The organism is Pseudomonas sp. PD9R, from assembly GCF_019200975.1.
In the GTDB taxonomy this organism is placed as follows: domain Bacteria; phylum Pseudomonadota; class Gammaproteobacteria; order Pseudomonadales; family Pseudomonadaceae; genus Aquipseudomonas.
Window position 1 is genome coordinate 1 of record NZ_JAHTMR010000025.1, and the last position, 24,492, is coordinate 24,492.

Annotated in this window: 22 protein-coding genes and 1 pseudogene; 15 read left to right on the plus strand and 8 right to left on the minus strand. The window is 60.7% G+C overall.

What is annotated here, in order from left to right; all coding sequences use genetic code 11:
• Window positions 1–101: pseudogene (locus KUF73_RS29000) on the minus strand (peptidase dimerization domain-containing protein); the annotation flags it as partial.
• Window positions 102–105: 4 nt separating this feature from the next.
• Here KUF73_RS29000 and KUF73_RS29005 point away from each other — a divergent pair.
• Window positions 106–432 (plus strand): integrase core domain-containing protein, encoded by a 327-nt coding sequence (locus KUF73_RS29005; protein WP_371135572.1) that lies wholly within the window; start codon window positions 106–108, stop codon window positions 430–432.
• A gap of 64 nt (window positions 433–496) precedes the next feature.
• Here KUF73_RS29005 and rpiA read toward each other — a convergent pair whose 3' ends face one another.
• Window positions 497–1,168, minus strand: coding sequence for a ribose-5-phosphate isomerase RpiA (gene rpiA, locus KUF73_RS29010; protein ID WP_218441386.1), 672 nt, complete (start codon window positions 1,166–1,168; stop codon window positions 497–499).
• 252 nt (window positions 1,169–1,420) lie between these two features.
• Between rpiA and ilvA the strand changes: the two genes are divergently transcribed.
• Both ilvA and KUF73_RS29020 read left to right on the plus strand, forming a co-directional pair.
• A complete protein-coding gene (gene ilvA, locus KUF73_RS29015) occupies window positions 1,421–2,935 on the plus strand; it encodes a threonine ammonia-lyase, biosynthetic (protein WP_218441387.1) in 1,515 nt (504 codons plus the stop codon).
• Window positions 2,936–2,974: 39 nt separating this feature from the next.
• Entirely contained in the window at window positions 2,975–3,400 is a 426-nt protein-coding gene (locus tag KUF73_RS29020) for a DUF2269 domain-containing protein (RefSeq protein WP_218441388.1), read from the plus strand.
• 77 nt (window positions 3,401–3,477) lie between these two features.
• Here the strand turns inward: KUF73_RS29020 and KUF73_RS29025 are convergent, their stop codons facing one another.
• Complete coding sequence (locus KUF73_RS29025; protein WP_218441389.1) at window positions 3,478–4,134, minus strand: HAD family phosphatase; 657 nt, start codon at window positions 4,132–4,134, stop codon at window positions 3,478–3,480.
• Between the two features lie 143 nt (window positions 4,135–4,277).
• Between KUF73_RS29025 and KUF73_RS29030 the strand changes: the two genes are divergently transcribed.
• Window positions 4,278–4,757 (plus strand): RNA pyrophosphohydrolase, encoded by a 480-nt coding sequence (locus KUF73_RS29030; RefSeq protein WP_007897732.1) that lies wholly within the window; start codon window positions 4,278–4,280, stop codon window positions 4,755–4,757.
• A gap of 22 nt (window positions 4,758–4,779) precedes the next feature.
• The gene (gene ptsP, locus KUF73_RS29035) at window positions 4,780–7,059 is read left to right on the plus strand and encodes a phosphoenolpyruvate--protein phosphotransferase (RefSeq protein ID WP_218441390.1); all 2,280 of its coding nucleotides are present in this window, start codon (window positions 4,780–4,782) and stop codon (window positions 7,057–7,059) included.
• Window positions 7,060–7,188: 129 nt separating this feature from the next.
• Here the strand turns inward: ptsP and KUF73_RS29040 are convergent, their stop codons facing one another.
• Window positions 7,189–7,935, minus strand: coding sequence for an NRDE family protein (locus KUF73_RS29040; protein WP_218441391.1), 747 nt, complete (start codon window positions 7,933–7,935; stop codon window positions 7,189–7,191).
• A 132-nt stretch (window positions 7,936–8,067) separates the two neighbouring features.
• Here KUF73_RS29040 and KUF73_RS29045 point away from each other — a divergent pair, with 132 nt between their 5' ends.
• From KUF73_RS29045 to KUF73_RS29055, 3 genes are all read left to right on the plus strand, one after another.
• Window positions 8,068–8,850, plus strand: a complete 783-nt coding sequence (locus tag KUF73_RS29045) for a sulfite exporter TauE/SafE family protein (protein ID WP_218441392.1) — start codon at window positions 8,068–8,070, stop codon at window positions 8,848–8,850.
• Window positions 8,851–8,933: 83 nt separating this feature from the next.
• Window positions 8,934–9,746, plus strand: coding sequence for a prolipoprotein diacylglyceryl transferase (gene lgt / locus KUF73_RS29050; RefSeq protein ID WP_218441393.1), 813 nt, complete (start codon window positions 8,934–8,936; stop codon window positions 9,744–9,746).
• Window positions 9,747–9,794: 48 nt separating this feature from the next.
• Window positions 9,795–10,766, plus strand: a complete 972-nt coding sequence (locus KUF73_RS29055; RefSeq protein WP_218441394.1) for a thymidylate synthase — start codon at window positions 9,795–9,797, stop codon at window positions 10,764–10,766.
• 141 nt (window positions 10,767–10,907) lie between these two features.
• On the opposite strand, the gene cadR is transcribed toward KUF73_RS29055, so the two are convergent.
• Window positions 10,908–11,357, minus strand: a complete 450-nt coding sequence (gene cadR / locus KUF73_RS29060; protein ID WP_090466519.1) for a Cd(II)/Pb(II)-responsive transcriptional regulator — start codon at window positions 11,355–11,357, stop codon at window positions 10,908–10,910.
• An 85-nt stretch (window positions 11,358–11,442) separates the two neighbouring features.
• On the opposite strand from cadR, the gene KUF73_RS29065 reads away from it, so the two are divergent.
• The 6 genes from KUF73_RS29065 (at window position 11,443) to KUF73_RS29090 (ending at window position 19,347) form a co-directional block, all read left to right on the plus strand.
• Window positions 11,443–13,734: a heavy metal translocating P-type ATPase gene (locus KUF73_RS29065; RefSeq protein ID WP_218441395.1), complete on the plus strand. Its 2,292-nt coding sequence runs from the start codon at window positions 11,443–11,445 to the stop codon at window positions 13,732–13,734.
• A gap of 16 nt (window positions 13,735–13,750) precedes the next feature.
• A complete protein-coding gene (locus KUF73_RS29070) occupies window positions 13,751–14,614 on the plus strand; it encodes a LysR family transcriptional regulator (protein WP_218441396.1) in 864 nt (287 codons plus the stop codon).
• Between the two features lie 169 nt (window positions 14,615–14,783).
• A complete protein-coding gene (locus KUF73_RS29075) occupies window positions 14,784–15,860 on the plus strand; it encodes a putative 2-aminoethylphosphonate ABC transporter ATP-binding protein (RefSeq protein ID WP_218441397.1) in 1,077 nt (358 codons plus the stop codon).
• Window positions 15,860–17,584 carry a putative 2-aminoethylphosphonate ABC transporter permease subunit gene (locus KUF73_RS29080; protein WP_218441398.1) on the plus strand — a complete coding sequence of 575 codons (1,725 nt, stop codon included), beginning with the start codon at window positions 15,860–15,862 and terminating at the stop codon, window positions 17,582–17,584. The genes KUF73_RS29075 and KUF73_RS29080 overlap by 1 nt, the downstream gene beginning before the upstream one ends.
• A 41-nt stretch (window positions 17,585–17,625) precedes the next feature.
• Window positions 17,626–18,651 carry a putative 2-aminoethylphosphonate ABC transporter substrate-binding protein gene (locus KUF73_RS29085; protein WP_218441399.1) on the plus strand — a complete coding sequence of 342 codons (1,026 nt, stop codon included), beginning with the start codon at window positions 17,626–17,628 and terminating at the stop codon, window positions 18,649–18,651.
• Window positions 18,652–18,789: 138 nt separating this feature from the next.
• Window positions 18,790–19,347 (plus strand): phosphonate degradation HD-domain oxygenase, encoded by a 558-nt coding sequence (locus KUF73_RS29090; protein ID WP_218441400.1) that lies wholly within the window; start codon window positions 18,790–18,792, stop codon window positions 19,345–19,347.
• Window positions 19,348–19,458: 111 nt separating this feature from the next.
• On the opposite strand, the gene KUF73_RS29095 is transcribed toward KUF73_RS29090, so the two are convergent.
• Both KUF73_RS29095 and KUF73_RS29100 read right to left on the minus strand, forming a co-directional pair.
• On the minus strand, window positions 19,459–20,823 hold the full coding sequence (locus tag KUF73_RS29095) for a GTPase/DUF3482 domain-containing protein (protein ID WP_218441401.1): 1,365 nt from the start codon (window positions 20,821–20,823) through the stop codon (window positions 19,459–19,461).
• Complete coding sequence (locus KUF73_RS29100; RefSeq protein ID WP_218441402.1) at window positions 20,816–22,186, minus strand: DUF2868 domain-containing protein; 1,371 nt, start codon at window positions 22,184–22,186, stop codon at window positions 20,816–20,818. The genes KUF73_RS29095 and KUF73_RS29100 overlap by 8 nt, the downstream gene beginning before the upstream one ends.
• A gap of 86 nt (window positions 22,187–22,272) precedes the next feature.
• Here KUF73_RS29100 and KUF73_RS29105 point away from each other — a divergent pair, with 86 nt between their 5' ends.
• Window positions 22,273–22,785 (plus strand): dihydrofolate reductase, encoded by a 513-nt coding sequence (locus KUF73_RS29105; RefSeq protein ID WP_218441403.1) that lies wholly within the window; start codon window positions 22,273–22,275, stop codon window positions 22,783–22,785.
• Window positions 22,786–22,878: 93 nt separating this feature from the next.
• Here the strand turns inward: KUF73_RS29105 and KUF73_RS29110 are convergent, their stop codons facing one another.
• Complete coding sequence (locus KUF73_RS29110; RefSeq protein ID WP_218441404.1) at window positions 22,879–24,270, minus strand: L-cystine transporter; 1,392 nt, start codon at window positions 24,268–24,270, stop codon at window positions 22,879–22,881.
• Between the last annotated feature and the right edge of the window lie 222 nt (window positions 24,271–24,492).

The window sequence follows — 24,492 nt, forward strand, 5'->3', positions numbered from 1 at the left end:
AACTCCAGCGAGCACTGCCCGCAAATTCGGTTGGGGTTATCGCCGCCATGGATGCAGCCAAAATTCATCGTCGGCATCGGCACGCTGAACTGCGAAGCGTTGCGAATGGCGGTGCAATTGCGAGGCCGTCCAAAAGAGGTGCTGTTTCATTCTGATCAAGGTTGCCAATACACCAGCCACAAATTCAGGAATGAGATGCGCAAGCATGGACTCCTGCAAAGCATGAGTCGTAAAGGTGAGTGCTGGGACAACGCCCCAATGGAGCGTTTCTTTGGCAGCCTGAAATCAGAGTGGGTTCCAGAAGGCGGCTACAGCTCGGAGCATGAAGCCCGCGTGGATGTGCAGCGTTATGTGATGCGTTACAACAACGTCAGACTCCATAGCTACAACGACTACCGGTCGCCGGTAGCTATGGAGAAACTGGCGGCGTGAAACCTTAACTGGTGTCCAGAATTACTTGACCAGTTCAGCTTCGCTCCTACGAAAAAGCGGGGTGTCAGGCCTTGAGGGTTTTCACGCCTTCGCTCGTACCCAGCAACAGCAGATCCGCCGGACGTGCCGCGAACAAGCCGTTGGTGACCACGCCGACGATCGCATTGATCTGCGCTTCCAGCTCCACCGGATTGGTGATCTGCATGTTGAACACGTCGAGGATGATGTTGCCGTTGTCGGTCAACACGCCTTCGCGGTAGACCGGGTCACCGCCCAGCTTTACCAGTTCGCGGGCCACGTGGCTGCGGGCCATCGGGATCACTTCCACCGGCAGCGGGAACGCACCGAGCACCGGCACCAGTTTGCTGGCGTCGGCGATGCAGATGAAGGTCTTGGCGACTGCCGCGACAATCTTCTCGCGGGTCAGGGCCGCGCCGCCGCCCTTGATCAGGTTCAGGTGCTCGTCGCTTTCATCGGCGCCGTCGACGTAGAACTCCAGGTCGCTGACCGTGTTGAGTTCGTACACCGGAATGCCGTGGCCCTTGAGGCGGGCGGCGGTGGCTTCGGAGCTGGCGACCGCGCCATCGAATGCACCCTTGTGTTGGGCCAGGGCGTCGATGAAGCAGTTGGCGGTGGAGCCGGTGCCGACGCCGACGACGCTCTTGTCGTCGAGTTTCGGAAGGATGAAGTCGACGGCGGCCTGAGCCACTGCCTGTTTGAGTTGATCCTGGGTCATGCGGGCTCCGAGGTGCCGAAGAGGGGAGAACGAAAGGCCGACATTATAGGCTTCGGGGGCAGGGAAGGTCATTGCCCGATTTGTAGGAGCGAGCTTGCTCGCGAAGGTCGTGAACGATAAACCGTAAAAACCGATGCCCAGCGGCGCCTTCGGGTTTTTCGCGAGCGAGCTCGCTCCTACAGGTGTGGTCGCCCGGCCGAAAGCCGGGTTAGACTCCATGGTCCTGCCCAACCCGCTCAGTGATGCTTTCCGATGCTTGAACAGTACGTCAAAAAGATCCTCACCTCGCGCGTTTATGACGTTGCCGTAGAAACCCCATTGCAGACAGCCCGTCAGCTCTCCGAGCGGCTGGGCAACAGTATTTGGCTCAAGCGCGAAGACTTGCAGCCAGTGTTCTCGTTCAAGATTCGTGGTGCTTATAACAAGCTGACCCAGTTGAGCGACGAAGAGCGCGCTCGCGGCGTGGTCACCGCGTCGGCGGGCAACCATGCGCAAGGCCTGGCCCTGGCGGCCAAGGTGTTGGGCGTGAAAGCGACCATCGTCATGCCCAAGACCACCCCCGAGATCAAGGTCGAAGGCGTACGTTCGCGCGGTGGCAAAGTGGTGCTGCACGGCGATTCGTTCCCGGAAGCCCTGGCCTACTCGCTGAAACTGGTCGACGAAAAAGGCTACGTCTACATTCACCCTTATGACGATCCCCACACCATTGCCGGGCAGGGCACGGTGGCCATGGAGATTCTGCGTCAGCATCCGGGGCGTCTGGACGCGATTTTCGTCCCGGTGGGCGGCGGCGGGCTGATCGCCGGTATTGCGGCCTACGTCAAATACCTTCGCCCTGAAATCAAGATCATCGGCGTCGAGCCGGACGATTCCAATTGCCTGCAAATGGCCATGGCGGCGGGTGAGCGCGTGGTACTGCCGACCGTGGGCCTCTTTGCCGACGGCGTCGCAGTGGCGCAGATCGGCCAGCACACGTTTGATATCTGCAAAGATTATGTCGATGAAGTGATCACCGTCAGCACCGATGAAATCTGCGCGGCGATCAAGGACATCTACGACGATACCCGCTCGATCACCGAGCCTGCCGGCGCCTTGGGCGTGGCGGGGATCAAAAAGTACGTTGAGCAGCGCGGCGTTACCGGGCACACCTTCGTGGCCATCGATTCCGGTGCCAACGTCAACTTCGATCGCTTGCGCCACGTTGCCGAACGCGCTGAACTGGGTGAGGGCCGTGAAGCCATCATCGCCGTGACCATTCCCGAGAAACCGGGCAGTTTCAAGGCGTTCTGCGAAGCAATCGGCAAGCGCCAGATCACCGAATTCAACTATCGCTACAACACCGGCAGCGAAGCGCACATCTTCGTCGGCGTGCAGACGCACCCGGACACTGACCCTCGCAGCGCGCTGATCGCCAGCCTCAGCGAGCAGGGCTTCCCGGTGATCGACCTGACTGACAACGAACTGGCCAAGTTGCACATCCGCCACATGGTCGGCGGTCGTGCGGCGCATGTGGTCGATGAAGTGATACTGCGCTTCGAATTCCCGGAGCGTCCGGGGGCGTTGTTCAACTTCCTGAACAAACTCGGCGGGCGCTGGAACATCTCGATGTTCCACTATCGCAACCATGGTGCGGCGGATGGTCGTGTGGTCGCGGGCCTGCAAGTGCCTCGCGATGAGCGTCATCTGGTGCCGGCGGCGCTGGAAGAAATCGGCTACCCGTATTGGGACGAAACCGACAACCCGGCCTATCAGCTGTTTCTGGGCTGAACGGCTACGCTGTTGGGCAGGCTATAAGGAAATTGGACAATGGAAACGTTAACTGCCCTGAAAGCGGCGCACATGGTGGCGACGCTAGTGTTGCTGGTGTGCGCGTTGAGTCTGGGGATCTGGGTCTGGCGGGCTCGTCGTAACGGCGACGCAACGGCGGGAAGCCGCACCTTGCAGCGGCCGCGAGTGTTCATCTGGCTGTTGATGGGGTTGGCGCTGCTGAGCATGCCATTTACCGGGTGGTGGATGGTGCATCTGGTGGGGTGGCCGCTGGGGCAAGCCTGGTTGCTGGCGTCGAGCGTGTTGTACACCGTGGCGGCGCTGGCCTGGTTCTGGCTGTTGGTGCGGCTGAATAAGTTGCGCAAGGCACCGGGTGGCGTGGGGAAATTTACCTTTGCCTTGGCGTTGTTCAGTTTTGTCTGTTTTATTGCCATTGCCGGGTTGATGGGCGCGAAGCCCGTATGAATTGAAAAGATCGCAGCCTTCGGCCGCTCCTACATAGATCAGTGTAGGAGCTGCCGAAGGCTGCGATCTTTTGATCTTCAGTCGCGCAACGACATCACCGGCCAGCCACGCTTCTCGGCCTCGGCCCGCAGATTCGGATCAGGATCGACCGCCACCGGATTAGCCACCTGCTCCAGCAAGGGCAAGTCATTCATCGAATCGCTGTAGAAGTAGCTGTCTTCCAGCGAATGCCCGGTCTCTTCCAGCCAACGATTCAGTCTTGTCACCTTGCCTTCACGGAAGCACGGCACGTCGGTGCTGCGCCCGGTGTAGCGCCCGTCCAGCATCTCGCATTCGGTGGCGATCAGGGTTTCGACGCCCAGGCGCACGGCAATCGGCCCGGTCACGAAACGGTTGGTGGCAGTGATGATCACCAGTTTGTCGCCGGCGGCGCGGTGCTTGGCCAGCAGTTCGATGGCCTTGGGCAGCATGATCGGTTCGATGCAGTCGCGCATGTAATCGCTGTGCCACAGATCCAGCGTGGCCATTTCGGTGCGGCCGAGGACTTCCAGGCAGAAGTTCAGGTAGGCAGCGTTATCCAGCTTGCCGGCCAGGTAGTCCTGATAGAACTCGTCGTTGCGTGTCTTGTAGGCGACGGCGTCGAGGAAGCCGCGTTCACACAGGTAGTCGCCCCAAGCGTGGTCGCTGTCACCGCCCAGAAGCGTGTTGTCCAAGTCGAATAAAGCCAGCCGCATTGCAGTTACTCGCTGAAAAGTCTGTAGAAAGGTGTCCAGAATACGGACTTTTCACAAGAGTGCACATAACGTAGGTCGGCGCGTTGCTGCCTTCACAACCTTTGTGGAACAATGCGGCGACATGCGTTTGCGAGGTTGTTGCCGTGATCGACCCCGATGGTTTCCGTCCTAATGTCGGGATCATTCTCACGAATGATGCCGGACAGGTGCTATGGGCTCGCCGTATCAATCAAGATGCCTGGCAGTTTCCTCAAGGCGGGATCAACCCCCAGGAGACACCGGAAGACGCCTTGTACCGCGAGTTGAACGAAGAAGTAGGCCTGGAGCGCGAAGATGTTGAAATTCTCGCCTGCACCCGAGGCTGGTTGCGCTATCGTTTGCCGCAAAGACTGGTTCGCACGCACAGCCAACCGCTGTGCATCGGCCAGAAGCAGAAATGGTTTCTCCTGCGCCTGATCTCCAACGAGCAGCGGGTGCGGATGGATTTGACCGGTAAACCGGAGTTCGATGGCTGGCGCTGGGTCAGCTATTGGTATCCGTTGGGCCAGGTGGTGACATTCAAGCGCGAGGTGTATCGACGCGCTCTCAAAGAGCTTGCCCCGCGCCTTTTAGCGCGCGACTGACGACGGAGTTCGACCCCGAGCCATGCTCAATACGCTGCGCAAGATCGTCCAGGAAGTTAACTCCGCCAAGGATCTCAAGGCGGCGTTGGGGATTATTGTGTTGCGCGTCAAAGAGGCCATGGGCAGCCAGGTCTGCTCGGTCTACCTGCTTGACCCCGAGACCAACCGTTTCGTGCTGATGGCCACCGAGGGCTTGAACAAGCGCTCGATCGGCAAGGTCAGCATGGCGCCCAATGAAGGTCTGGTCGGCCTGGTCGGCACGCGTGAAGAACCCCTGAACCTCGAAAACGCCGCGGATCACCCGCGCTATCGCTACTTCGCCGAAACCGGCGAAGAACGCTACGCCTCGTTCCTCGGGGCGCCGATCATTCACCACCGTCGCGTCGTCGGCGTGTTGGTCATCCAGCAAAAAGAACGCCGCCAGTTCGATGAAGGTGAAGAAGCCTTCCTCGTGACCATGAGTGCGCAGCTCGCCGGCGTTATCGCCCACGCCGAGGCCACCGGGTCCATCCGTGGTCTGGGTCGTCAGGGTAAAGGTATCCAGGAAGCCAAGTTCATCGGCGTGCCGGGTTCGCCGGGTGCGGCAGTCGGTACGGCGGTGGTCATGCTGCCACCGGCCGATCTGGACGTGGTGCCCGACAAGACCATCACCGACATCGACGCCGAACTCGGGCTGTTCAAGACCGCCATCGAAGGCGTGCGCGCCGACATGCGCACCTTGTCCGCCAAACTCGCGACGCAGTTGCGCCCCGAAGAGCGCGCCTTGTTCGACGTCTACCTGATGATGCTCGACGACGCGGCGCTGGGCAGCGAAGTGACGACTGTCATCAAGACCGGTCAGTGGGCCCAAGGCGCGTTGCGTCAGGTGGTTACCGATCACGTCAACCGCTTCGAATTGATGGACGACGCCTACCTGCGTGAGCGTGCATCGGACGTGAAGGACCTCGGTCGCCGTCTGCTTGCTTACTTGCAAGAAGAGCGGCAGCAAACCCTGGTTTACCCCGACAACACCATTCTGATCAGCGAAGAGCTGACGCCGGCGATGCTCGGCGAGGTGCCGGAAGGCAAGCTGGCCGGTCTGGTCTCGGTTCTCGGTTCCGGCAACTCCCATGTGGCGATCCTGGCCCGTGCGATGGGCATCCCGACGGTGATGGGCCTGGTCGACCTGCCGTATTCCAAGGTCGATGGCATTCAGATGATCGTCGACGGCTACCACGGCGAGGTCTACACCAACCCGAGCGACGTGCTGCGCAAGCAGTTCGCCGAAGTGGTCGAGGAAGAGAAGCAGTTGGCCCTCGGCCTGGATGCCTTGCGCGATCTGCCGTGTATCACGGTCGATGGCCACCGCATGCCGTTGTGGGTCAACACCGGCCTGCTGGCTGACGTGGCGCGCGCGCAAAAGCGGGGTGCTGAAGGCGTCGGGCTGTATCGCACCGAAGTGCCGTTCATGATCAACCAGCGGTTCCCGAGTGAAAAGGAACAACTGGCGATCTACCGCGAGCAACTCGCCGCGTTCCATCCGCAACCGGTAACCATGCGCAGCCTGGACATCGGTGGGGACAAGGCACTGTCGTACTTCCCGATCAAGGAAGACAACCCGTTCCTCGGTTGGCGCGGCATTCGCGTCACCCTCGACCACCCGGAAATCTTCCTGGTGCAGACCCGCGCGATGCTCAAGGCCAGTGAAGGCCTGAACAACCTGCGCATACTGTTGCCGATGATCTCCGGCACCCACGAGCTCGAAGAAGCCCTGCACCTGATCCACCGGGCCTGGGGCGAAGTGCGCGATGAAGGCACCGATGTGCCGATGCCGCCGATTGGCGTGATGATCGAAATTCCGGCAGCGGTGTATCAGACCAAGGAACTGGCGCGGCAGGTGGACTTCCTGTCCGTCGGCTCGAACGACCTGACCCAGTATCTGCTGGCCGTGGACCGCAACAACCCACGGGTGGCCGATCTCTACGATTACCTGCACCCGGCCGTACTTCAGGCATTGCAGAACGTGGTGCGCGATGCCCATGCCGAAGGCAAACCGGTGAGCATCTGCGGCGAGATGGCGGGTGACCCGGCGGCGGCGGTGCTGTTGATGGCGATGGGCTTCGACAGCTTGTCGATGAACGCCACCAACTTGCCGAAAGTGAAATGGATGCTGCGTCAGATCAACCTGAGCAAGGCCAAGGAATTGCTGGCCGAGCTGATGACCATCGACAACCCGCAAGTTATCCACAGCTCGTTGCAACTGGCGCTGAAAAACCTGGGGTTGGCGCGGATGATCAATCCGGCGGCGATCAAGCCGCTCTAAAACTGCGCTGGCCCCTTCGCGGGCAAGCCTCGCTCCTACAGTATTTGTGTCGTTCGCGATATTGCGTACAACCTGATCCTGTAGGAGCGAGGCTTGCCCGCGAAGGCGTCATTCCAGACAGCGCAAAAACTAAACCCTGAACTCCACTTCCCCAAGATGCCCGCCATACGGTCCGAAGCTCCTTTCGACCACATGCCGCGTCCCGTCCGCCTGCACAATCAGCGCCGTGCTCGCCCGCGTCCCGTAACTCTGGCTGGCAATGAACACACTCGACAGCAGCGTCTCGGTGGCCAATCCCACCCCGGTATCCGGTAGCTCGGCAAATGGCGCGGTCTGCGGATCGCCCAGCAGGGCCAGCAACGCCTGAGGCTGCGGATCATCGAGCACCTCGCTCAACGCAGCTTTCGCCTTGAGCAGTTTTGGCCACGGCGTATCCAGCCCGGCATTCGACAAGCCGTAAACCCCCGGTTGCAGCATCACCGCTTCCGACTCTCGGGCATTGAAGTGCCAGAGCTCGTGGGAATTGCCGAGCAGCAGGTTAAACCCACCATATTCTGGCGAACGTGCGACAACGTCGGCTAAATAGTCGTCAATCGGCAATTCGCCGGCGAGAAAACGCGCTACCAGCTCGCCGCGGGATTTACGCCCTGGCGGCCGATGCGGATCACGGATATTGGTCAGCGCGGCAAAGCGCCCGTTGGCGCCTAGACCCAGCCAGGTACCGCCAGCCTCCAGGTCGCGACCGGCGTGCACGTGCACTGCTTCGGGCCATTGCGCCAACGGCAGGGTGGGGCGGGCGTAGAATTCGTCGCGGTTGGCCGCCACGATCAGCGGCTGGGCATGACCCGGTCGCCAAGCGAAAACAATCAGGCACATAAGGTGGTCCTTGTGTGTTTTTTGCCCACTCTACGCAGTCATCGTGCGGGTATCCATCGCCATCCAGTGGAGCCCAAGGCCATGCATCCGTTACCATGCCGCTCCGGTTTTGGGGTTGGGTGGGGAAGCATCATGGAATTTCTGCTCTATCTGGCGCTCGGCGCCTGTGCCGGCGTGCTGGCCGGGCTGTTTGGAGTAGGCGGCGGGATCATCATTGTCCCGGTGCTGGTGTTCAGTTTTACCCTGCAAGGTTTCGACGCATCGATCCTGACCCACCTGGCGGTTGGCACGTCCCTGGCGACGATCATTTTCACTTCGGTCAATGCGGTACGCGAACACCATCGCCGTGGCGCCGTGCGTTGGCCGATTTTCGTCTGGATGACCGTCGGCATCCTGATCGGCGCCGGTTTCGGCGCGCTGACCGCCGAAGCGATCTCCGGGCCCAACCTGCAGAAGATCATCGGCGTGTTCGCGCTGGTCATCGCGGCTCAGCTGATGCTGGACGTCAAACCCAAGGCCAGCCGAACGGTGCCGGGCAAAGTCGGTCTGACCGTGGCAGGTACAGTGATTGGCTGGGCTTCAGCGATTTTCGGGATTGGCGGCGGTTCGCTGACCGTGCCATTCCTGACCTGGCGCAGCGTGCCAATGCAGCAAGCGGTGGCCACATCCTCGGCTTGCGGCTTGCCGATCGCCTTGGCAAGTGCATTAAGTTTCATGATTCTGGGCTGGCACGATCCATTGCTGCCGGCCCATAGTCTCGGTTTTATTTATTTGCCGGCGCTGCTGGGCATTGCCCTGACCAGCATGGTCTTCGCCCGCTTCGGTGCGCGATTGGCCCACAAGTTGTCGCCGAAGTTGCTGAAAAGACTGTTTGCCGCTTTGCTGTTCTGCGTCGGCCTGAACTTCCTGCTCTGACGCGCAGCGCAATCCTGGCTTAATCCTGAGGTGGCAGCGTCGCCCGGGAATTTTGAAGATTTAAACTCTAACGAGGAGTCGCAATGCTGCCTTACCCGCAGATCGACCCGGTGGCCCTGGCCATCGGTCCGCTGAAAATCCACTGGTACGGTCTGATGTACCTGATCGGCATCGGCGGCGCCTGGCTGCTGGCGTCCCGCCGCTTGAACCGTTTCGACCCGACCTGGACCAAGGAAAAACTCTCCGACATGGTGTTCTGGATGTCGATGGGGGTGATCGTCGGTGGCCGTCTGGGTTATGTGCTGTTTTACGATCTAAGTGCTTACCTGGCCAACCCGACGCTGATTTTTGAAGTGTGGAAGGGCGGCATGTCGTTCCATGGCGGCTTCATCGGCGTGATGCTCGCGGCGTTGTGGTTCGGTAAAAAGAACAACAAGTCGTTCTTCCAGCTGATGGATTTCGTTGCGCCGATGGTGCCGATTGGCCTGGGTGCCGGGCGCATCGGCAACTTCATCAATGCCGAGTTGTGGGGCAAACCGACGGACGTGCCGTGGGCGATGATCTTCCCGCCGTTCAGCGATCCGTCGCAGTTGCCGCGTCACCCGTCGCAGCTGTACCAGTTCGCGCTCGAAGGCGTGGCGCTGTTCCTGATCTTGTGGCTGTTCTCGCGCAAGCCGCGGCCGACCATGGCGGTATCGGGGATGTTCGCGCTGTTCTACGGCATCTTCCGTTTCATCGTCGAATTCGTCCGCGTACCGGACGCGCAGCTGGGCTATCTGGCCTGGAACTGGCTGACCATGGGTCAGGTGCTGTGCATACCGATGATCGTCGGCGGGCTGTTCCTGATCTGGCTGGCGTACCACCGCGCCCCGGCGACTCCAGCGGCAGCTGTATAAATTCGAACCCCGGAGCCGCGGCTCCGGGTTCAAGGACACAGGTAACTCATGAAGCAATATCTCGAACTGGTCGCCCACGTCATCAAGAACGGCACCAAACAGGCCAACCGCACCGGCGTGAACACCATCAGCTTTCCCGGCGCGATGCTGCGTTATGACCTGAAGGAAGGCTTCCCGGCGATCACGACCCGCAAGATGGCCTTCAAATCGGCCATCGGCGAGATGTGTGGTTTTCTTCGTGGCGTGAACAACGCCGCCGAATTCCGCGCCCTGGGTTGCAAGGTCTGGGACCAGAACGCTAACGAAAACGCGCAGTGGCTGGCCAACCCGTTCCGTCAGGGCGAAGACGACCTTGGCGAGATTTACGGCGTGCAATGGCGCAAGTGGCCGGCTTACAAGCAGATCCCGCTCAGCAACCCGGCCGCCATCGAGCAGACCCTGAGGCAAGGCTACCGCCAGATCGCCGAAGGCGAAGAAGACGGCCTGGCCTACGTAGTGCTGTACAAAGCCATCGACCAGGTTCGCCAGTGCGTTGACACCATCATCAAAGACCCGGGCAGCCGCCGCATTCTGTTCCACGGCTGGAACGTTGCGCAGCTGGATGAAATGGCCTTGCCGCCGTGCCATTTGCTGTACCAGTTCCATCCGAATGTCGAGACCAGGGAAATTTCCCTGACCCTCTATATCCGCTCCAATGACCTGGGGCTGGGCACGCCGTTCAACCTCACCGAAGGCGCCGCCCTGCTGAGTCTGATTGGTCGCCTGACCGGCTACACGCCGCGCTGGTTCACCTATTTCATCGGTGATGCCCACGTCTACGAAAACCACCTGGACATGCTCAACGAACAGCTCACCCGCGAGCCGTTCCCGATGCCGAAACTGGTGATTAGCGACCGTGTGCCGGAGTTCGCCAAGACGGGTGTTTATCAGCCGGAGTGGCTGGAGTTGGTGGAACCGAGCGACTTCTCGCTGGAAGGCTACGAGCACCACGCACCAATGACCGCACCGATGGCAGTCTAAAAGCAAACCCCTGTAGGAGCTGCCGAAGGCTGCGATCTTTTGATCTTTAATCTTTTGATTTTTGGCGGTTCTGGAAATGCCGAAGATCAAGATCAAGATCAAAAGATCGCAGCCTTCGGCAGCTCCTACAGGGGGTGTTGGCTAGTGGCCGTGGCTGCGGCCCACATGAGAATGCTCCACCTCCGTCGCCACAACCCCGCCGCTGACCTCCAGCCGCTGCAAAATCCCGCACTGATCGATATCCGGCCCTTCGCCACAACGTTGGCGCAGGTCGAGCAGTTGTGCCTGCAAGGCCAGCAAACCGTCGATCCGTGCCTTGACGTGGTGGATGTGTTCGTCAATCAGCGCATTCACGCTCTCGCACTGATCTTGCGGGCTGTCGCGCAACGCGAGCAGGCTGCGGATTTCTTCGAGAGTCATGTCGAGGGTGCGGCAGTTGCGGATGAAAGTCAGGCGCTCGGCGTGGGCCTGGGTGTAGACGCGGTAATTGCCGTCGCTGCGGGCCGGTTCCGGCAGCAGGTTTTCGCGCTCGTAGTAGCGGATGGTTTCCACGGCGCAGTCGGTGAGTTTCGCCAGTTCTCCGATCTTCATGACGGCAATCTCCAAATGGATGCTTGACCCTATAGTGGCTACAGGGTCTTTACTTGGCAACAGGCACCTTCATGGACGCAACCCGATGAGCGATTCCCTTCACACCCAAAAACCCGAGGCTGATCACGATCACGATCACGATCACGATCACGATCACGATCACAGCCACAAGCTGCAGCCGGTACAGAAACACGACCATGGCGGCCACGGCGACTCCTGCTGTTCCGCCAAAGTAGCGGCGCCGTCGCTGATCAAGCTCAGCGAGACGCCGACGGCCGGTGCGCGACTGAGCAGTTTCCGCATCGAGGCCATGGACTGTCCCACCGAGCAAACGCTGATCCAGAACAAACTCGGCAAACTGGCGGGCGTGCAGCAGCTGGAATTCAACCTGATCAACCGGGTGTTGGGCGTGACCCATGACCTGCCGAATACCGCGCCGATCATCGACGCCATCAAATCCCTAGGCATGCAGGCCGAGCCGCTGGAGAAAGGTGTTGAAGCACTGGCCCCGGCGCAGGAGAAAAAACCCTGGTGGCCATTGGCGCTGTCCGGCGTTGGCGCATTGCTGGCCGAAGTCATCCACTTCACCAATGCCGCGCCGAACTGGGTGGTGGCGGTCATCGCATTGGTCTCGATCCTCAGCGGTGGCCTGGGTACTTATAAAAAGGGCTGGATCGCCCTGAAGAACCTCAATTTGAACATCAATGCGCTGATGAGCATCGCCGTGACGGGTGCGATCCTGATCGGGCAATGGCCGGAAGCGGCGATGGTGATGTTCCTGTTCACCGTGGCCGAGTTGATCGAGGCCAAATCCCTGGACCGCGCGCGCAATGCCATCGGCGGTTTGATGCAGATGACCCCGGAACGGGCCACGGTGCAACAGGCCGACGGCACGTGGGTCGAGCAGGACGTCAAAACCATCGAACTTGGCGCACGGGTGCGAGTGCGTCCAGGTGAGCGTATCGGTCTGGACGGCGAAGTGCTGTCCGGCACTTCAACCATCGATCAGGCACCGATCACCGGTGAAAGCCTGCCGGTGGAAAAAACCGTTGGCGACAAAGTGTTCGCCGGCACCATCAATCAGGCCGGCTCGCTTGAGTATGCGGTGACTGCCGCAGCCAACAACTCGACGCTGGCGCGGATCATCCACGCCGTTGAACAGGCTCAAGGCGCGCGGGCGCCGACCCAGCGTTTCGTCGATCAATTCTCGAAAATCTACACCCCGGCAGTGTTCATCCTGGCCATCGCGGTGGCAGTGATTGCGCCGCTGTTCATGGGCGCGTCGTGGTTTGACTGGATCTACCGTGCGCTGGTGTTGCTGGTGGTGGCGTGCCCTTGTGCGCTGGTGATATCGACGCCGGTGACCATCGTCAGCGGCCTCGCGGCGGCGGCGCGCAAAGGCATTCTGGTCAAGGGGGGTGTTTACCTGGAGGGCGGTTACAAGCTCGATTATTTGGCGTTGGACAAGACCGGCACCATCACCCACGGCAAACCGGTGCAGACCGATTACCTGTCACTCGATCCCACCGCCGATGCTTCGGCCCCGGCGATTGCGGCAGCGCTGGCCGGACGCTCGGATCACCCGGTCTCGCTGGCCATCGCCAATGCGGCTGTGGATAAACAATTTGCGGCGCTCGTTGTGGATAACTTCGAGGCCCTTGCCGGCCGTGGAGTGCGCGGTGAAGTGGAGGGTCAGGTTTACCACCTGGGTAACCACCGCTTGGTAGAAGAACTGGGCCTGTGCTCGCCTGCGCTGGAAGAGAAGTTGTTTGCACTGGAGAAACAGGGCAAGTCCGTGGTGCTGTTACTCGACAAATCCGGCCCGCTGGCGCTGTTTGCCGTGGCCGATACAGTAAAAGAATCCAGCCGCGAAGCGATCCGGCAGCTGCACGACCTGGGCATCAAAACCCTGATGCTGACCGGCGATAATGTGCACACCGCCCAAGCGATTGCCGCCCAGGTCGGCATCGATCAGGCCCAGGGCGATCTGCTGCCGACCGACAAGCTGCAAGCCATCGAAGCGCTTTATGCACAGGGCCACAATGTCGGCATGGTTGGCGACGGCATCAACGATGCGCCGGCACTGGCTCGGGCCGAGATCGGTTTCGCCATGGCCGCTGCTGGCACCGATACCGCCATCGAGACCGCTGATGTCGCCCTGATGGACGATGATCTGCGCAAGATTCCGGCGTTCATTCGCCTGTCCCGACAAACATCAAGCATCCTCAAACAGAACATTGCCCTGGCTTTGGTCATCAAAGCGATCTTTCTTGGGGTAACCTTCGCCGGGCTCGCTACCATGTGGATGGCGGTGTTTGCCGACATGGGCGTGAGCCTGTTGGTGGTGTTCAATGGTTTGCGCCTGCTGCGCAAATAAATGATGAGGGACGGTTGTGCTGAGTGCCGAGCTGAAGGCGTTTTACATGGTTGCCCGTCTGGGCAGCATTACCCTGGCGGCGAAAAAGCTCGGCCTCAGCCAACCCACAGTGACGACGCAGATTCGCCATCTCGAAAGCCAGTACTCGGTGGAGCTGTTCTACCGTGGCGGCCGCCGTCTCAGCGTCAGCGACGAAGGCGCGCGGCTGTTGCCGATGGTCAAGGCGCTGATGCAGCAGGAAGCCGACATCGAGTTCTTCCTGCGCAACAGCGGTCAGGTCCAAGGCACGCTGCGCATCGCCGCCACCGCGCCGTATTACATCCTCGACCTGGTGAAAACTTTCCGCGAGCGCCTACCGCAGGTGGAAGTGTCAGTGGAAATCGGCAACTCCCAACAGGTGCTCGAAGCGCTTGAGGAGTACCGGGTGGATGTCGCGGCTTCTTCGCAGTTGCTGGAGGATGCGCGGTTGATTCGCCGGGTGCTTGGCAGCGACCCGCTGGTACTGGCCGTGCATCGCAATCATCCATTGGCAGTCCATGATCATGTACCGCTCAGTGCGTTGGCCGGGCATACGCTGTTGATGCGCGAGCCGGGTTCGACCACCCGCCGCATGACCGAAGAGTTGCTGGCTGGCGCCGGGGTCAGCATCGGGCCGCTGCTGGAAATTGGCAGCCGCGAATCGATCCGCGAGGCGGTGTTGCGCAACATCGGTATCAGTCTGATCGCCCGCCAGGAAGTCCCCCACGATCCGCAGTTGCGGGTGCTGACCATCGAGAATGCGCCGTTGCTGCCGGAGTATTTGTACTGCCTCAAGGAGCGCAAAGGTGCACGGTTGCCAGCGGCGTTTCTGGGGGTGGCGCAGGAAATGGCCCCGGTTTAGAAGATCAAAAGATCGCAGCCTTCGGAAGCTCCTACATGGGATCGTACTGCGATCTTTTGATCTCAACCAAAATCCTCGAATACCACTATCAGCCATTTTTGCCTTACTGCCACATGACGGACTCATTACAACTCTAGGATGGCGCTCATCTGCTAGATGAGGTCCGTCCATGAACAACTCGATCGCAACTGCCCTGACCAACCCCGGCGCACCGATGAAAGTGCGCGGCGTGCAAAAACGCTTCGGCGCGTTCACTGCGCTGGATAACGTTTCCCTCGACGTGGCGGCTGGTGAGCTGGTGTGTCTGCTGGGCCCGTCGGGCTGCGGCAAGACCACCTTGCTACGTTGCATCGCCGGTCTGGAAAAACAGGACAGCGGCGAGTTGTACCTCGGCGATCGCGACGTTTCTCACCTGGCCCCCCAGGCTCGGGACTACGGCATTCTCTTTCAGTCCTACGCGCTGTTTCCCAATCTCACCGTCGAAGCGAACATTGCCTACGGCCTCACCGGCAGCGGTCGCGATGAAGTGCGCCGTCGTGTCGGTCAGATGCTGGAACTCGTAGGCCTTAGCGGCAGTGAGAAAAAGTACCCCGGCCAATTGTCTGGCGGCCAACAACAACGTGTGGCACTGGCTCGGGCCCTTGCGCCGGCACCTTCCCTTTTGCTGCTCGACGAACCGATGTCGGCCCTCGATGCCCGTGTCCGCGAGCATCTGTGCACCGAACTGCGTCAGCTGCAACGCAACCTCGGCATCACCACCCTGATGGTCACTCACAATCAGGACGAAGCCATGCTGATGGCCGACTGCATTGCCGTAATGAATAACGGCAAGGTCGAGCAATACGCCACGCCTCAGGAAATCTACAACCGACCGGCCACGCCTTTCGTGGCGGAGTTCGTCGGCCAGGGCAACTGGTTGCCGTTCAGCCGTAATAGCGACAGCCACGCCCAGGTCGGCGGGATGAACCTGCGCCTGGCCGACGGCAGCGCCAAGACCGCGTCGGGCCGTTTGTTCTGCCGCCCCGAAGCGATCAACGTCAACCCGCTGGTGCATGAAGAAAACCTGTTCCCGGCCAAGATTCGCGAGATCACTTTCCTCGGCAACCGCTGCCGCATGAGCTTCGAGCTTGATCATTTGCCGGGTCACGCCTTGCTGGCCGAGCTGGCACCGGAAGCCATGCCGCGACTCGGCGCGCAGCAGATCATGGTCGCCTTGCCGCCGCGCAGCCTGCAGGTGTTTGCCTGATGAGCGCGAACATCGCGCTGCCGATACCGCACAAGCAGGTTCGGCAGACCTCCCGTGCCGAGATCGGCGACCGGGTGTTTGTGGTCGGGGGCAAAGTCCTTTTGCTGGTGTTGCTGGGCGTCGCGGTGTTGATGCCGTTGCTGGCGATCTTCTGGCGTGGTTTCAGTGCTGAAGCCGGGCAGGGTGGTGGTCTGGTTGCCGCCCGTGAACTGGTCACCAGCGCGAATTTTCATTGGTTGCTGGGCAACAGTCTGAAGGTTTCCCTCAGCGTCGCGGCCATTGTCGTACCGTTGGCCTACCTGTTTGCCTACGGCCTGCAGCGTACTTTGATGCCGGGCAAAGGCATCTGGCGTGGCATCTCGCTGCTGCCATTGATGGCGCCGTCGATGCTGCCGGGGATTGCGCTGGTTTATTTGTTCGGCAACCAGGGCATGTTGCGTAGTTTGCTCTCGGACAACATCTACGGCTTCTGGGGCATTGTGCTGGGTGAGGTCATCTACACCTTCCCGCATGCCTTGATGATTTTGCTGTCGGCATTGTCCCTGGCGGATGCTCGATTGTTCGACGCAGCCTCCAGCATGGGCGCGAGTCCGGCAAAAGCGTTCCGCAGCATCACTTGGCCGGCGACCCGTCAGGCCGTGTTCGCGGCGTTTTGTCTGGTGTTCACCCTGACCATCACCGACTTCGGCGTGCCCGTGGTGGTCGGTGGCGATTATCAGGTGCTGGCGCTGGAGGCCTACAAAGCTGTCGTCGGCCAGCAACAGTTCGGTCGTGGCGCGTTGATCGGCATGGTATTGCTGCTGCCGGCGCTGTTCAGCTTCGGTGTCGATGCGTGGTTGCGTCGGCGTCACGGTGACTCCATGAGCGGTCGCGCGCAGGTCTTCAAACCGGCACCGTCAAAACTGCGCGACGGTTGCTACCTGGCCATCGTGCTGCTGATCTGCGCCGCGTTGTTGCTGGTGTTCGGTATGGCGGTGTTCTCGTCGCTGGTGAAGTTCTGGCCCTACAACCTGTCGCTGTCGCTCAACCATTACCAGTTCAACGACACCGCCGGCGGTGGCTGGCTGGCCTACGGCAACAGCGTGAAGATGGCTCTTTGCACGGCATTGATCGGCAGTGTGTTGATCTTCACCGGCGCGTACCTGATGGAAAAAACCAAAGGCCAGCGCGGACTGAATCTGACCCTACGCATGCTCAGTTTCATCCCGATGGCGGTGCCGGGTCTGGTGCTGGGTCTGGGTTACGTCTTCTTCTTCAACCTGACCGGCAACCCGCTGCACGTGCTCTACGGGACCATGACCCTGCTGGTGGTCTGCACCATTGCACACTATTTGACCACCGCACAAATGACCGCCACCACCGCGCTGCGCCAACTCGACGCCGAGTTCGAAGCCGCTGCGTTGTCGCTCAAGGCACCGCTCTACCGGCATTACCTGCGGGTCACCGTGCCGATTTGCCTGCCGGCGTTGCTGGACATCGTGCGCTACCTGTTCGTCTCGGCCATGACCACCGTCTCGGCGGCGATCTTCCTCTACAGCCCCGACACCATCCTGGCGGCGGTGGCGGTGCTGAACATGGATGACGCCGGCAACGTCGGCGGTGCGGCAGCGATGTCGACCCTGATTCTGTTCACCTCGGCGAGCGTATCCCTGCTGTTGGCCTGGGCCTCGCGCGGTTTGCTGCGCCGCTCCCAAGCCTGGCGGCAGACCGCGCCCGGTCACTGATTTCAACTCCCGCAAACCTCAACTCAAAACAGGAAAAGATCATGTTCAAGCCTATGGCCCTGGCCGCTGCTGTCCTCACCGCTTTCAGCCTGAACGCCTTCGCGGCGACAACCGAGTTGACGGTGTACACCGCCCTCGAAACCGAACAGCTGACCGCCTACAAGGCCGCGTTTGAAAAGGCCAACCCGGACGTCGAGATCAAGTGGGTACGTGACTCCACCGGCATCATCACCGCCAAACTGCTGGCCGAAAAAGCCCGCCCGCAGGCTGACGCCGTCTGGGGCCTGGCCGCATCGAGCCTGGCGATCCTCGACCAGCAAGGCATGCTGCAAAGCTACGCGCCGAAGGACCTGGGCAAGATCGGCGGCAACTACCGCGATGCCGCCAACCCGCCAGCCTGGGTCGGTATGGACGTGTGGGCCGCGACCATTTGCTTCAACACCGTCGAAGCCGAGAAACAAGGCCTGACCAAGCCAGTGAGCTGGCAAGACCTGACCAAACCAGAATACAAAGGCAAGATCGTCATGCCGAACCCGGCCTCGTCCGGCACTGGTTTCCTCGATGTCAGCGCCTGGCTGCAAACCTTCGGCGAGAAGCAGGGCTGGGCGTACATGGACGGCCTGCACCAGAACATCGGCCAGTACGTTCACTCCGGTTCCAAGCCTTGCAAACTGGCGGCGGCCGGTGAATTCCCGATCGGTATTTCCTTCGAATACCCGGCCGTACAACTCAAACGCCAGGGCGCGCCGCTGGACATCATCCTGCCGAAAGAAGGCCTGGGCTGGGAGATCGAAGCGACTGCGGTGATCAAGGGCACAGCCCATGAAGAAGCGGCGAAAAAACTGGCAGACTTCTCGGCCAGCCCAGAGGCAATGGAACTCTACAAAGAGAACTTCGCCGTCCTCGCGCAACCCGGTATTGCCAAGCCGCAGACCGAACTGCCGGCGGATTATGAGCAGCGTTTGATCAAGAACGACTTCGCCTGGGCTTCGAAGAATCGCGATGAAATCCTGACTGAATGGCGCAAGCGTTATGACGGCAAGTCCGAGAAGGTTGTAGCCAAGTAAGAATCTCTTTGGCTGATAGGGCCTCTTCGCGGGCAAGCCTCGCTCCTACAGGTTAGTGTTTAACCCTGTAGGAGCGAGGCTTGCCCGCGAAGGCGGTCTAACATTCAGAACAAATGTCACTTCATCGGGAGACTTCTGATGGATCACAACGAACAAACGATCGCCCAGGTATTCGCCCTGTACGAACGCTTCGGCGACAGCGATTACATCGGCGAACCGGTGTCGCAGATCGAGCACATGTCCCAGGCCGCGCAATGCGCGATGGCCGAGGGCTTCGATGACGAAGTCGTGCTCGCCGCATTCTTCCACGACATCGGACATATCTGCGCTGAAAACGCCGAGAACATGGGCGGCTTTGGGGTGGTCAGCCATGAGCGTCTGGGTGCCGATTACCTGCGCAACGCGGGCTTCAGCGAACGCATGGCGCGGCTGGTGGAATACCACGTCCAGGCCAAGCGTTATCTGACACTCAAGGAGCCGGGGTACTACGAGCGTTTGAGCGAAGCCAGTCGCCGGACCCTGGAATATCAGGGCGGGGTGATGACGCCGGCCGAAGCTGAAGCTTTTGAACAGGACCCGTTGTGCGCCGTCAGTTTGCGCATGCGTCAGTGGGATGAGCAGGCCAAGGAAATGCAGGTGCCGGTGATTGATCTGGGGCTCCTGAAGGAAAAGGCGTTGCGATTGCTGGCTGCATAGAAGTCCAGGACCGAGGTGGGACCATCGCGAGCAGGCTCGCTCCCACAGGGGATTCGCGTCGATCACAGAACCTGTAGGAGCGAGCCTGCTCGCGATAGGCCTATCAGGCCACTAAAGCTGCTGCGCCAACACCTCAATCTGCTCCTGCCGTTCCGCCTGATTCAATTTCGGATGCGGATTGAGCGACGACCACTGCGGGTACGCCCGAGCCTTGTTCAGTGCCTCTGGCAGTTTGCCCTCGCGCCAGGTCTTGTCCTGAGGCGTGGCCACTTGAATGCTGTCGATCGCCGCATGCCCTCGGGCGTCCAACGCTTGCAGCAGCTGCCGTTGGCGCAGGGCCAACAGCCGCAGCACGTTGTCATCGACGGTCAGTTCGCGCTGGCCTTTGAGTTTGCCCAGCAATCGACTGCCGTAGCTGCGGGCGGTTTGCAGGGCGCCGCCAGCAATGGCACCGGCCAGTGCGGCAGCACCGAGGGTTAGCCCGCCCACCAGCAAATCGACCCCGGCCCCGGCTGCCGCGCCGGCCGCGATCCCGCCGCCGACTCGCACGCCCAGTTGCTTGAGGGTTTCCGGGTTAAACAGGTCATCACCCCAGCGACCGTCGAGCAACGGCAGGTCACTGGCCGCCGCGTCCTGCGGGCGGAAGGCGTAGAGCTTGAGCAGAGATTCGACGCAGCGTTGTTCCCGTTGTCGAACGGCTTTTCGCAGTTCGCTGATGGCGTGCTGTTCCTGTTCGGCATCACTGACTACGCTGCGGCGGCAAGCGGCGCAGTCGATCAGTAATTCGGCAATCAGCCGCGCCGCACTTTGCTGGCGGGCCAGACGTTGAGCCTGTTGATCGGCGATCAAGCGCTCAAGCTGCGGGCGGGCATGTTCGAGCAATAGCGCAAGACTTTCATAGAGCCGGCGCTCGCCATCTTCGGGCGGCGCAACGCTGTCGAAACGCACCAGCGCATGCAGGCCGAGACGTGCGAGGGCTTCACGCCAGGCGGGTTCCCGGTGGTTGGCGCTGCTGACGAAATTCAGCACTGGCAGCAGCGGTTTGCCACAGCCGGCCAGCACTTCCAGTTCATCGCGGTATTTGGCCAATACCGGCTCACGGGCGTCGATCACGTACAGGCCAGCGTCACAGGTCAGCAGTTGCCGCAGCACTTTGGCTTCCTGTTCGAAACGCTGCCGCGCCTCGCTGCCTTCAAGAAATCGCGCCAGCCGCGCCGGACCATCAAGACGTTCGCCGGGACGCTCGATACGTTCAAGGAAATCGAGCAGGGCGATGGCGTCTTCCAGGCCCGGCGTGTCGTAGAGATCGAGCAAAGGTTCGCCGTCCACCGACAGTCGCGCGCCTTCAACGTGACGCGTGGTGCTGGGACGATGGGACACTTCGCCGAAGCCGACATCGCGGGTCAGGGTGCGCAGCAACGAGGTTTTACCGACGTTGGTGTGACCGACCACCGCCAGTTTCAGTGGATTAGTCATGACCCGTCTCCAGCCAGTTCAACGGCGCGCAATCGGCGAACGGAAGATCCAATTGCTGCAACGCCACGTGCCAGTCACCGAGACGGTCGGCATCCAGCGCTTCACCCGCTGGCGCTTGCAGCAGCCAGACGCGGGTGGCGCTGGCGCTACGGGCCAGTTCGGCAATCAACGCCAGGCTGCCGCGATCCGGTGAACGCCTTGGATCGCACGCAATCGCCAGGCGGGCCGGCGGAAAGCGGCTCAGCTGTTCGAGCAGTTTGTTCCGGGATTCGCGGCTGTCGAGAACGCCAGCGTTGCTGACGTTTTTCGGCAATTGCGGCGGCCACGGGCGCTGGTCGTCCAGTTCGATGGCCACTAACAGTGCGCCTTCGCTGTGCTGGTCGCTGACACCGCTTTCGACCCGATGAAGTTGCTCGGGCGCCGCGTCGCTGATGCCCAGTCGTTCACTGGTAGGCATCAGCCGTTCGCGCAGTTGCGCATAGCCGGGCAAGTTCAAATCCAGATGCAACAAGGCTTGGCCGGTTCTCCAGCGCCACAGGCAAAACAACGCCAACAACAGGCGCGGCATCACGCCGTACACCAGCAACACGCCCACCAGCCACGCGGCCCAGGCTTGCCGGGCGCTTTCGATATTCAGCGCGGTATCGCCACTGGCGCGGATCATTTCCACGGTCGGCACGCTGAAGCCGAGCAGAGCCGGCAAGGCACCGAGGGCTTGGGTGACGGTGATAAAGGTGTCGGCGCTGAGGATGGTGGTTTCCCAGACGAAACCGTAGCGCCGTGTGGCCATGAGCGTGAGCAGAATCACCAGTGCGCTGAGCATCGCCAGCAACCACAAGCTGTTGACCAGAACACCGATTGCCCAGCGATTGAGTTTCTGTCGTTGCAATAAAAGGAGCAGGGCGGGGGCCAATTGTGCGGCTTTGGCATCGCGGGCCAGTTTTTCGCTGAGCCACAGCCATAGGCGCCCGAGGCTGGCACCGTGCTCGCCGGCGAACACCAGACCCAAGGCCCAGCTCAGCAGCAGAATCAGGTTCAATCCCAGCAAGCTGCCCAAGGCCCAGAACACATTTACCGGCGTCTGACCGTCACCCAGCGCGGCAAATGCCAGACCGGCGCCGCTGACCACGGCCAACACTGCCAATACCATCAACGCCAGTCGCGCACCTTGCAGCCAGTGTTTGAGCGCGTCGCTCAGGCCATCACGTTCGGCCAGCCACAGGGCGCGGCGCTGAATGCGTGTCGGCAAATCGCCGCCCGCGCTGCGGGCGAGACGATTGGCTTCCAGGTCTTCCAAAGGCCCGGCGTGTTCTTCACGCAGGCGGATGGTTTCTGTCAGCCAGAGGTTATTCAGTTCAGTCACGCGGCATCCCGTCGCTTAGATTGAGCTGTGAGCATAACCGCTGTGGCGCTTATCGGGGAAAGCGAGGCTCTGGTATCCTCGCCGGCATGACTAAATCACTCCCCCTCAGCCTGATCGCAGCCCTCGGTGAAAACCGTGTGATCGGCGTCGACAACAGCATGCCCTGGCACTTGCCGGGGGACTTCAAATATTTCAAGGCCACCACGTTGGGCAAGCCGATCATCATGGGTCGCAAAACCTGGGATTCGCTCGGTCGACCGCTGCCGGGCCGTTTGAACATCGTGGTCAGCCGTCAGGCCGATCTGGTGCTGGAAGGCGCGGAGGTTTATCCGTCGCTGGAGGCGGCAGTAGTTCGCGCTGAAGAATGGGCGAAGGTCCAAGGTGTCGATGAGCTGATGCTGATTGGTGGCGCGCAGTTGTATGCGCAAGGCTTGGCGCAGGCTGATCGCCTGTACCTGACGCGCGTGGCGCTGAGCCCGGAAGGGGATGCGTGGTTTCCGGAGTTTGATCTGGGGCAGTGGAAACTGGTGTCGAATGTGCCGAATCCGGCGGAAGGCGATAAGCCGGCGTACAGCTTCGAAGTCTGGGAGAAAGCCTGAAAGATCGCAGCCTGCGGCAGCGCCTACATGGGAATTGCGTTCACCCTGTAGGAGCTGCCGCAGGCTGCGATCTTTTGATCCTGGCCGCGAGGCTTAAGCGTGAGCCAACTCCGAATGCTCATCCGCATCCAGCAGTTCTTTATCAGTCTGCTGCATCACTTGGCTGGTAATCACCCCGGCCGTGATCGAACCACTCACGTTCAACGCCGTCCGCCCCATATCAATCAACGGCTCAACCGAAATCAGCAACGCCACCAATGACACCGGCAACCCCATCGCCGGCAGCACGATCAACGCAGCAAACGTCGCGCCTCCACCCACCCCCGCCACACCGGCCGAGCTCAGCGTGACAATCGCCACCAGGGTCGCGATCCACAGCGGGTCCAGTGGGTTGATGCCCACGGTTGGCGCAACCATCACCGCCAGCATCGCCGGGTACAGGCCGGCACAACCGTTCTGGCCAATGGTCGCACCGAACGAGGCGGCAAAACTGGCGATGGCCTGCGGAATACCCAGGCGGCTGGTCTGCGCTTCGATGCTCAACGGAATCGTCGCCGCACTCGAACGGCTGGTGAAGGCAAAGGTCAGCACCGGCCAGATCTTGCGGAAGAATCGCAGCGGATTGATCCCGGCGACCGATACCAGCAAGCCATGCACTACAAACATCAGACCCAGGCCGATGTAGGACACCACCACAAAACTGCCGAGTTTGATGATGTCTTGCAGGTTGGAACCGGCAACGACTTTGGTCATCAGCGCCAACACGCCGTATGGGGTCAGCTTCATCACCAGGCGCACCAGACGCATCACCCAGGCTTGCAGGGTGTCGATGGCGTTGATCACTTTCTGACCTTTTTCCACGTCATCCTTGAGCAGTTGCAGCGCAGCGACCCCGAGGAACGCGGCGAAAATGACCACGCTGATGATCGACGTCGGCTTGGCCCGCGCCAGATCGGCGAACGGGTTTTGCGGAATGAACGACAGCAGCAACTGCGGCACATTCAGGTCGGCGACCTTGCCGGCGTAGTCGGTCTGGATGGTTTGCAGGCGAGCCAGTTCCTGGGTACCGGCCACCAAACCTTCGGCGGTCAGGCCGAACAGGTTGGTCAGGCCAATGCCGATCAGCGCCGCGATGGCGGTGGTGAACAGCAGCGTGCCGATGGTCAGGAAGCTGATCTTGCCCAGCGACGAGGCGTTGTGCAGACGCGCCACGGCGCTGAGGATCGAGGCAAACACCAGCGGGATCACGATCATTTGCAGCAGCTGCACATAACCGTTGCCCACCAGATCGAACCAGCCAATCGAGGCTTTCAGTACCGGGTTGCCGGCACCGTAAACAGTGTGCAGCGACACGCCGAACACCACGCCCAGCACCAATGCGAGCAGGACTTTTTTAGCTAAGCTCCACGTCGTGTGACGGGTTTGCGCCAAGCCGAAGAGCAGGGCGAGGAACACCAGCAGATTGAGAATCAGCGGCAGATTCATTGGAACTCCCATTAGACATGTGCCAACTGCCTTCCGGGGCAGCTGCGAACCGGGAAGCCTAACAGCTTGATATCTAATGAATTAATATCAAAAACGTCTGGCAACTGTCGTTTTTGGAATAAGCGCATGTCGCTCTCGCAGATGCAGCTGGCGCGAAAGGGATGTGAGCAGTCGCAGTCAGACGAGGACTGTCACACTTATTTGTTAGCGTCGATTTCTTTG

What these genes read in the sequence shown, in the direction of transcription:
- KUF73_RS29080 (WP_218441398.1), top strand. Translation starts at nt 15,860, where the DNA reads ATGAGCGCGAACATCGCGCTGCCGATACCGCACAAGCAGGTTCGGCAG.
- cadR (WP_090466519.1), bottom strand. Translation starts at nt 11,357, where the DNA reads ATGAAGATCGGAGAACTGGCGAAACTCACCGACTGCGCCGTGGAAACC.
- KUF73_RS29005 (WP_371135572.1), top strand. Translation starts at nt 106, where the DNA reads ATGGCGGTGCAATTGCGAGGCCGTCCAAAAGAGGTGCTGTTTCATTCT.
- KUF73_RS29065 (WP_218441395.1), top strand. Translation starts at nt 11,443, where the DNA reads ATGAGCGATTCCCTTCACACCCAAAAACCCGAGGCTGATCACGATCAC.
- KUF73_RS29095 (WP_218441401.1), bottom strand. Translation starts at nt 20,823, where the DNA reads ATGACTAATCCACTGAAACTGGCGGTGGTCGGTCACACCAACGTCGGT.
- KUF73_RS29045 (WP_218441392.1), top strand. Translation starts at nt 8,068, where the DNA reads ATGGAATTTCTGCTCTATCTGGCGCTCGGCGCCTGTGCCGGCGTGCTG.
- KUF73_RS29105 (WP_218441403.1), top strand. Translation starts at nt 22,273, where the DNA reads ATGACTAAATCACTCCCCCTCAGCCTGATCGCAGCCCTCGGTGAAAAC.
- lgt (WP_218441393.1), top strand. Translation starts at nt 8,934, where the DNA reads ATGCTGCCTTACCCGCAGATCGACCCGGTGGCCCTGGCCATCGGTCCG.
- KUF73_RS29020 (WP_218441388.1), top strand. Translation starts at nt 2,975, where the DNA reads ATGGAAACGTTAACTGCCCTGAAAGCGGCGCACATGGTGGCGACGCTA.
- KUF73_RS29055 (WP_218441394.1), top strand. Translation starts at nt 9,795, where the DNA reads ATGAAGCAATATCTCGAACTGGTCGCCCACGTCATCAAGAACGGCACC.
- KUF73_RS29110 (WP_218441404.1), bottom strand. Translation starts at nt 24,270, where the DNA reads ATGAATCTGCCGCTGATTCTCAATCTGCTGGTGTTCCTCGCCCTGCTC.
- KUF73_RS29085 (WP_218441399.1), top strand. Translation starts at nt 17,626, where the DNA reads ATGTTCAAGCCTATGGCCCTGGCCGCTGCTGTCCTCACCGCTTTCAGC.
- KUF73_RS29090 (WP_218441400.1), top strand. Translation starts at nt 18,790, where the DNA reads ATGGATCACAACGAACAAACGATCGCCCAGGTATTCGCCCTGTACGAA.
- ilvA (WP_218441387.1), top strand. Translation starts at nt 1,421, where the DNA reads ATGCTTGAACAGTACGTCAAAAAGATCCTCACCTCGCGCGTTTATGAC.
- KUF73_RS29040 (WP_218441391.1), bottom strand. Translation starts at nt 7,935, where the DNA reads ATGTGCCTGATTGTTTTCGCTTGGCGACCGGGTCATGCCCAGCCGCTG.
- KUF73_RS29075 (WP_218441397.1), top strand. Translation starts at nt 14,784, where the DNA reads ATGAACAACTCGATCGCAACTGCCCTGACCAACCCCGGCGCACCGATG.
- ptsP (WP_218441390.1), top strand. Translation starts at nt 4,780, where the DNA reads ATGCTCAATACGCTGCGCAAGATCGTCCAGGAAGTTAACTCCGCCAAG.
- rpiA (WP_218441386.1), bottom strand. Translation starts at nt 1,168, where the DNA reads ATGACCCAGGATCAACTCAAACAGGCAGTGGCTCAGGCCGCCGTCGAC.
- KUF73_RS29025 (WP_218441389.1), bottom strand. Translation starts at nt 4,134, where the DNA reads ATGCGGCTGGCTTTATTCGACTTGGACAACACGCTTCTGGGCGGTGAC.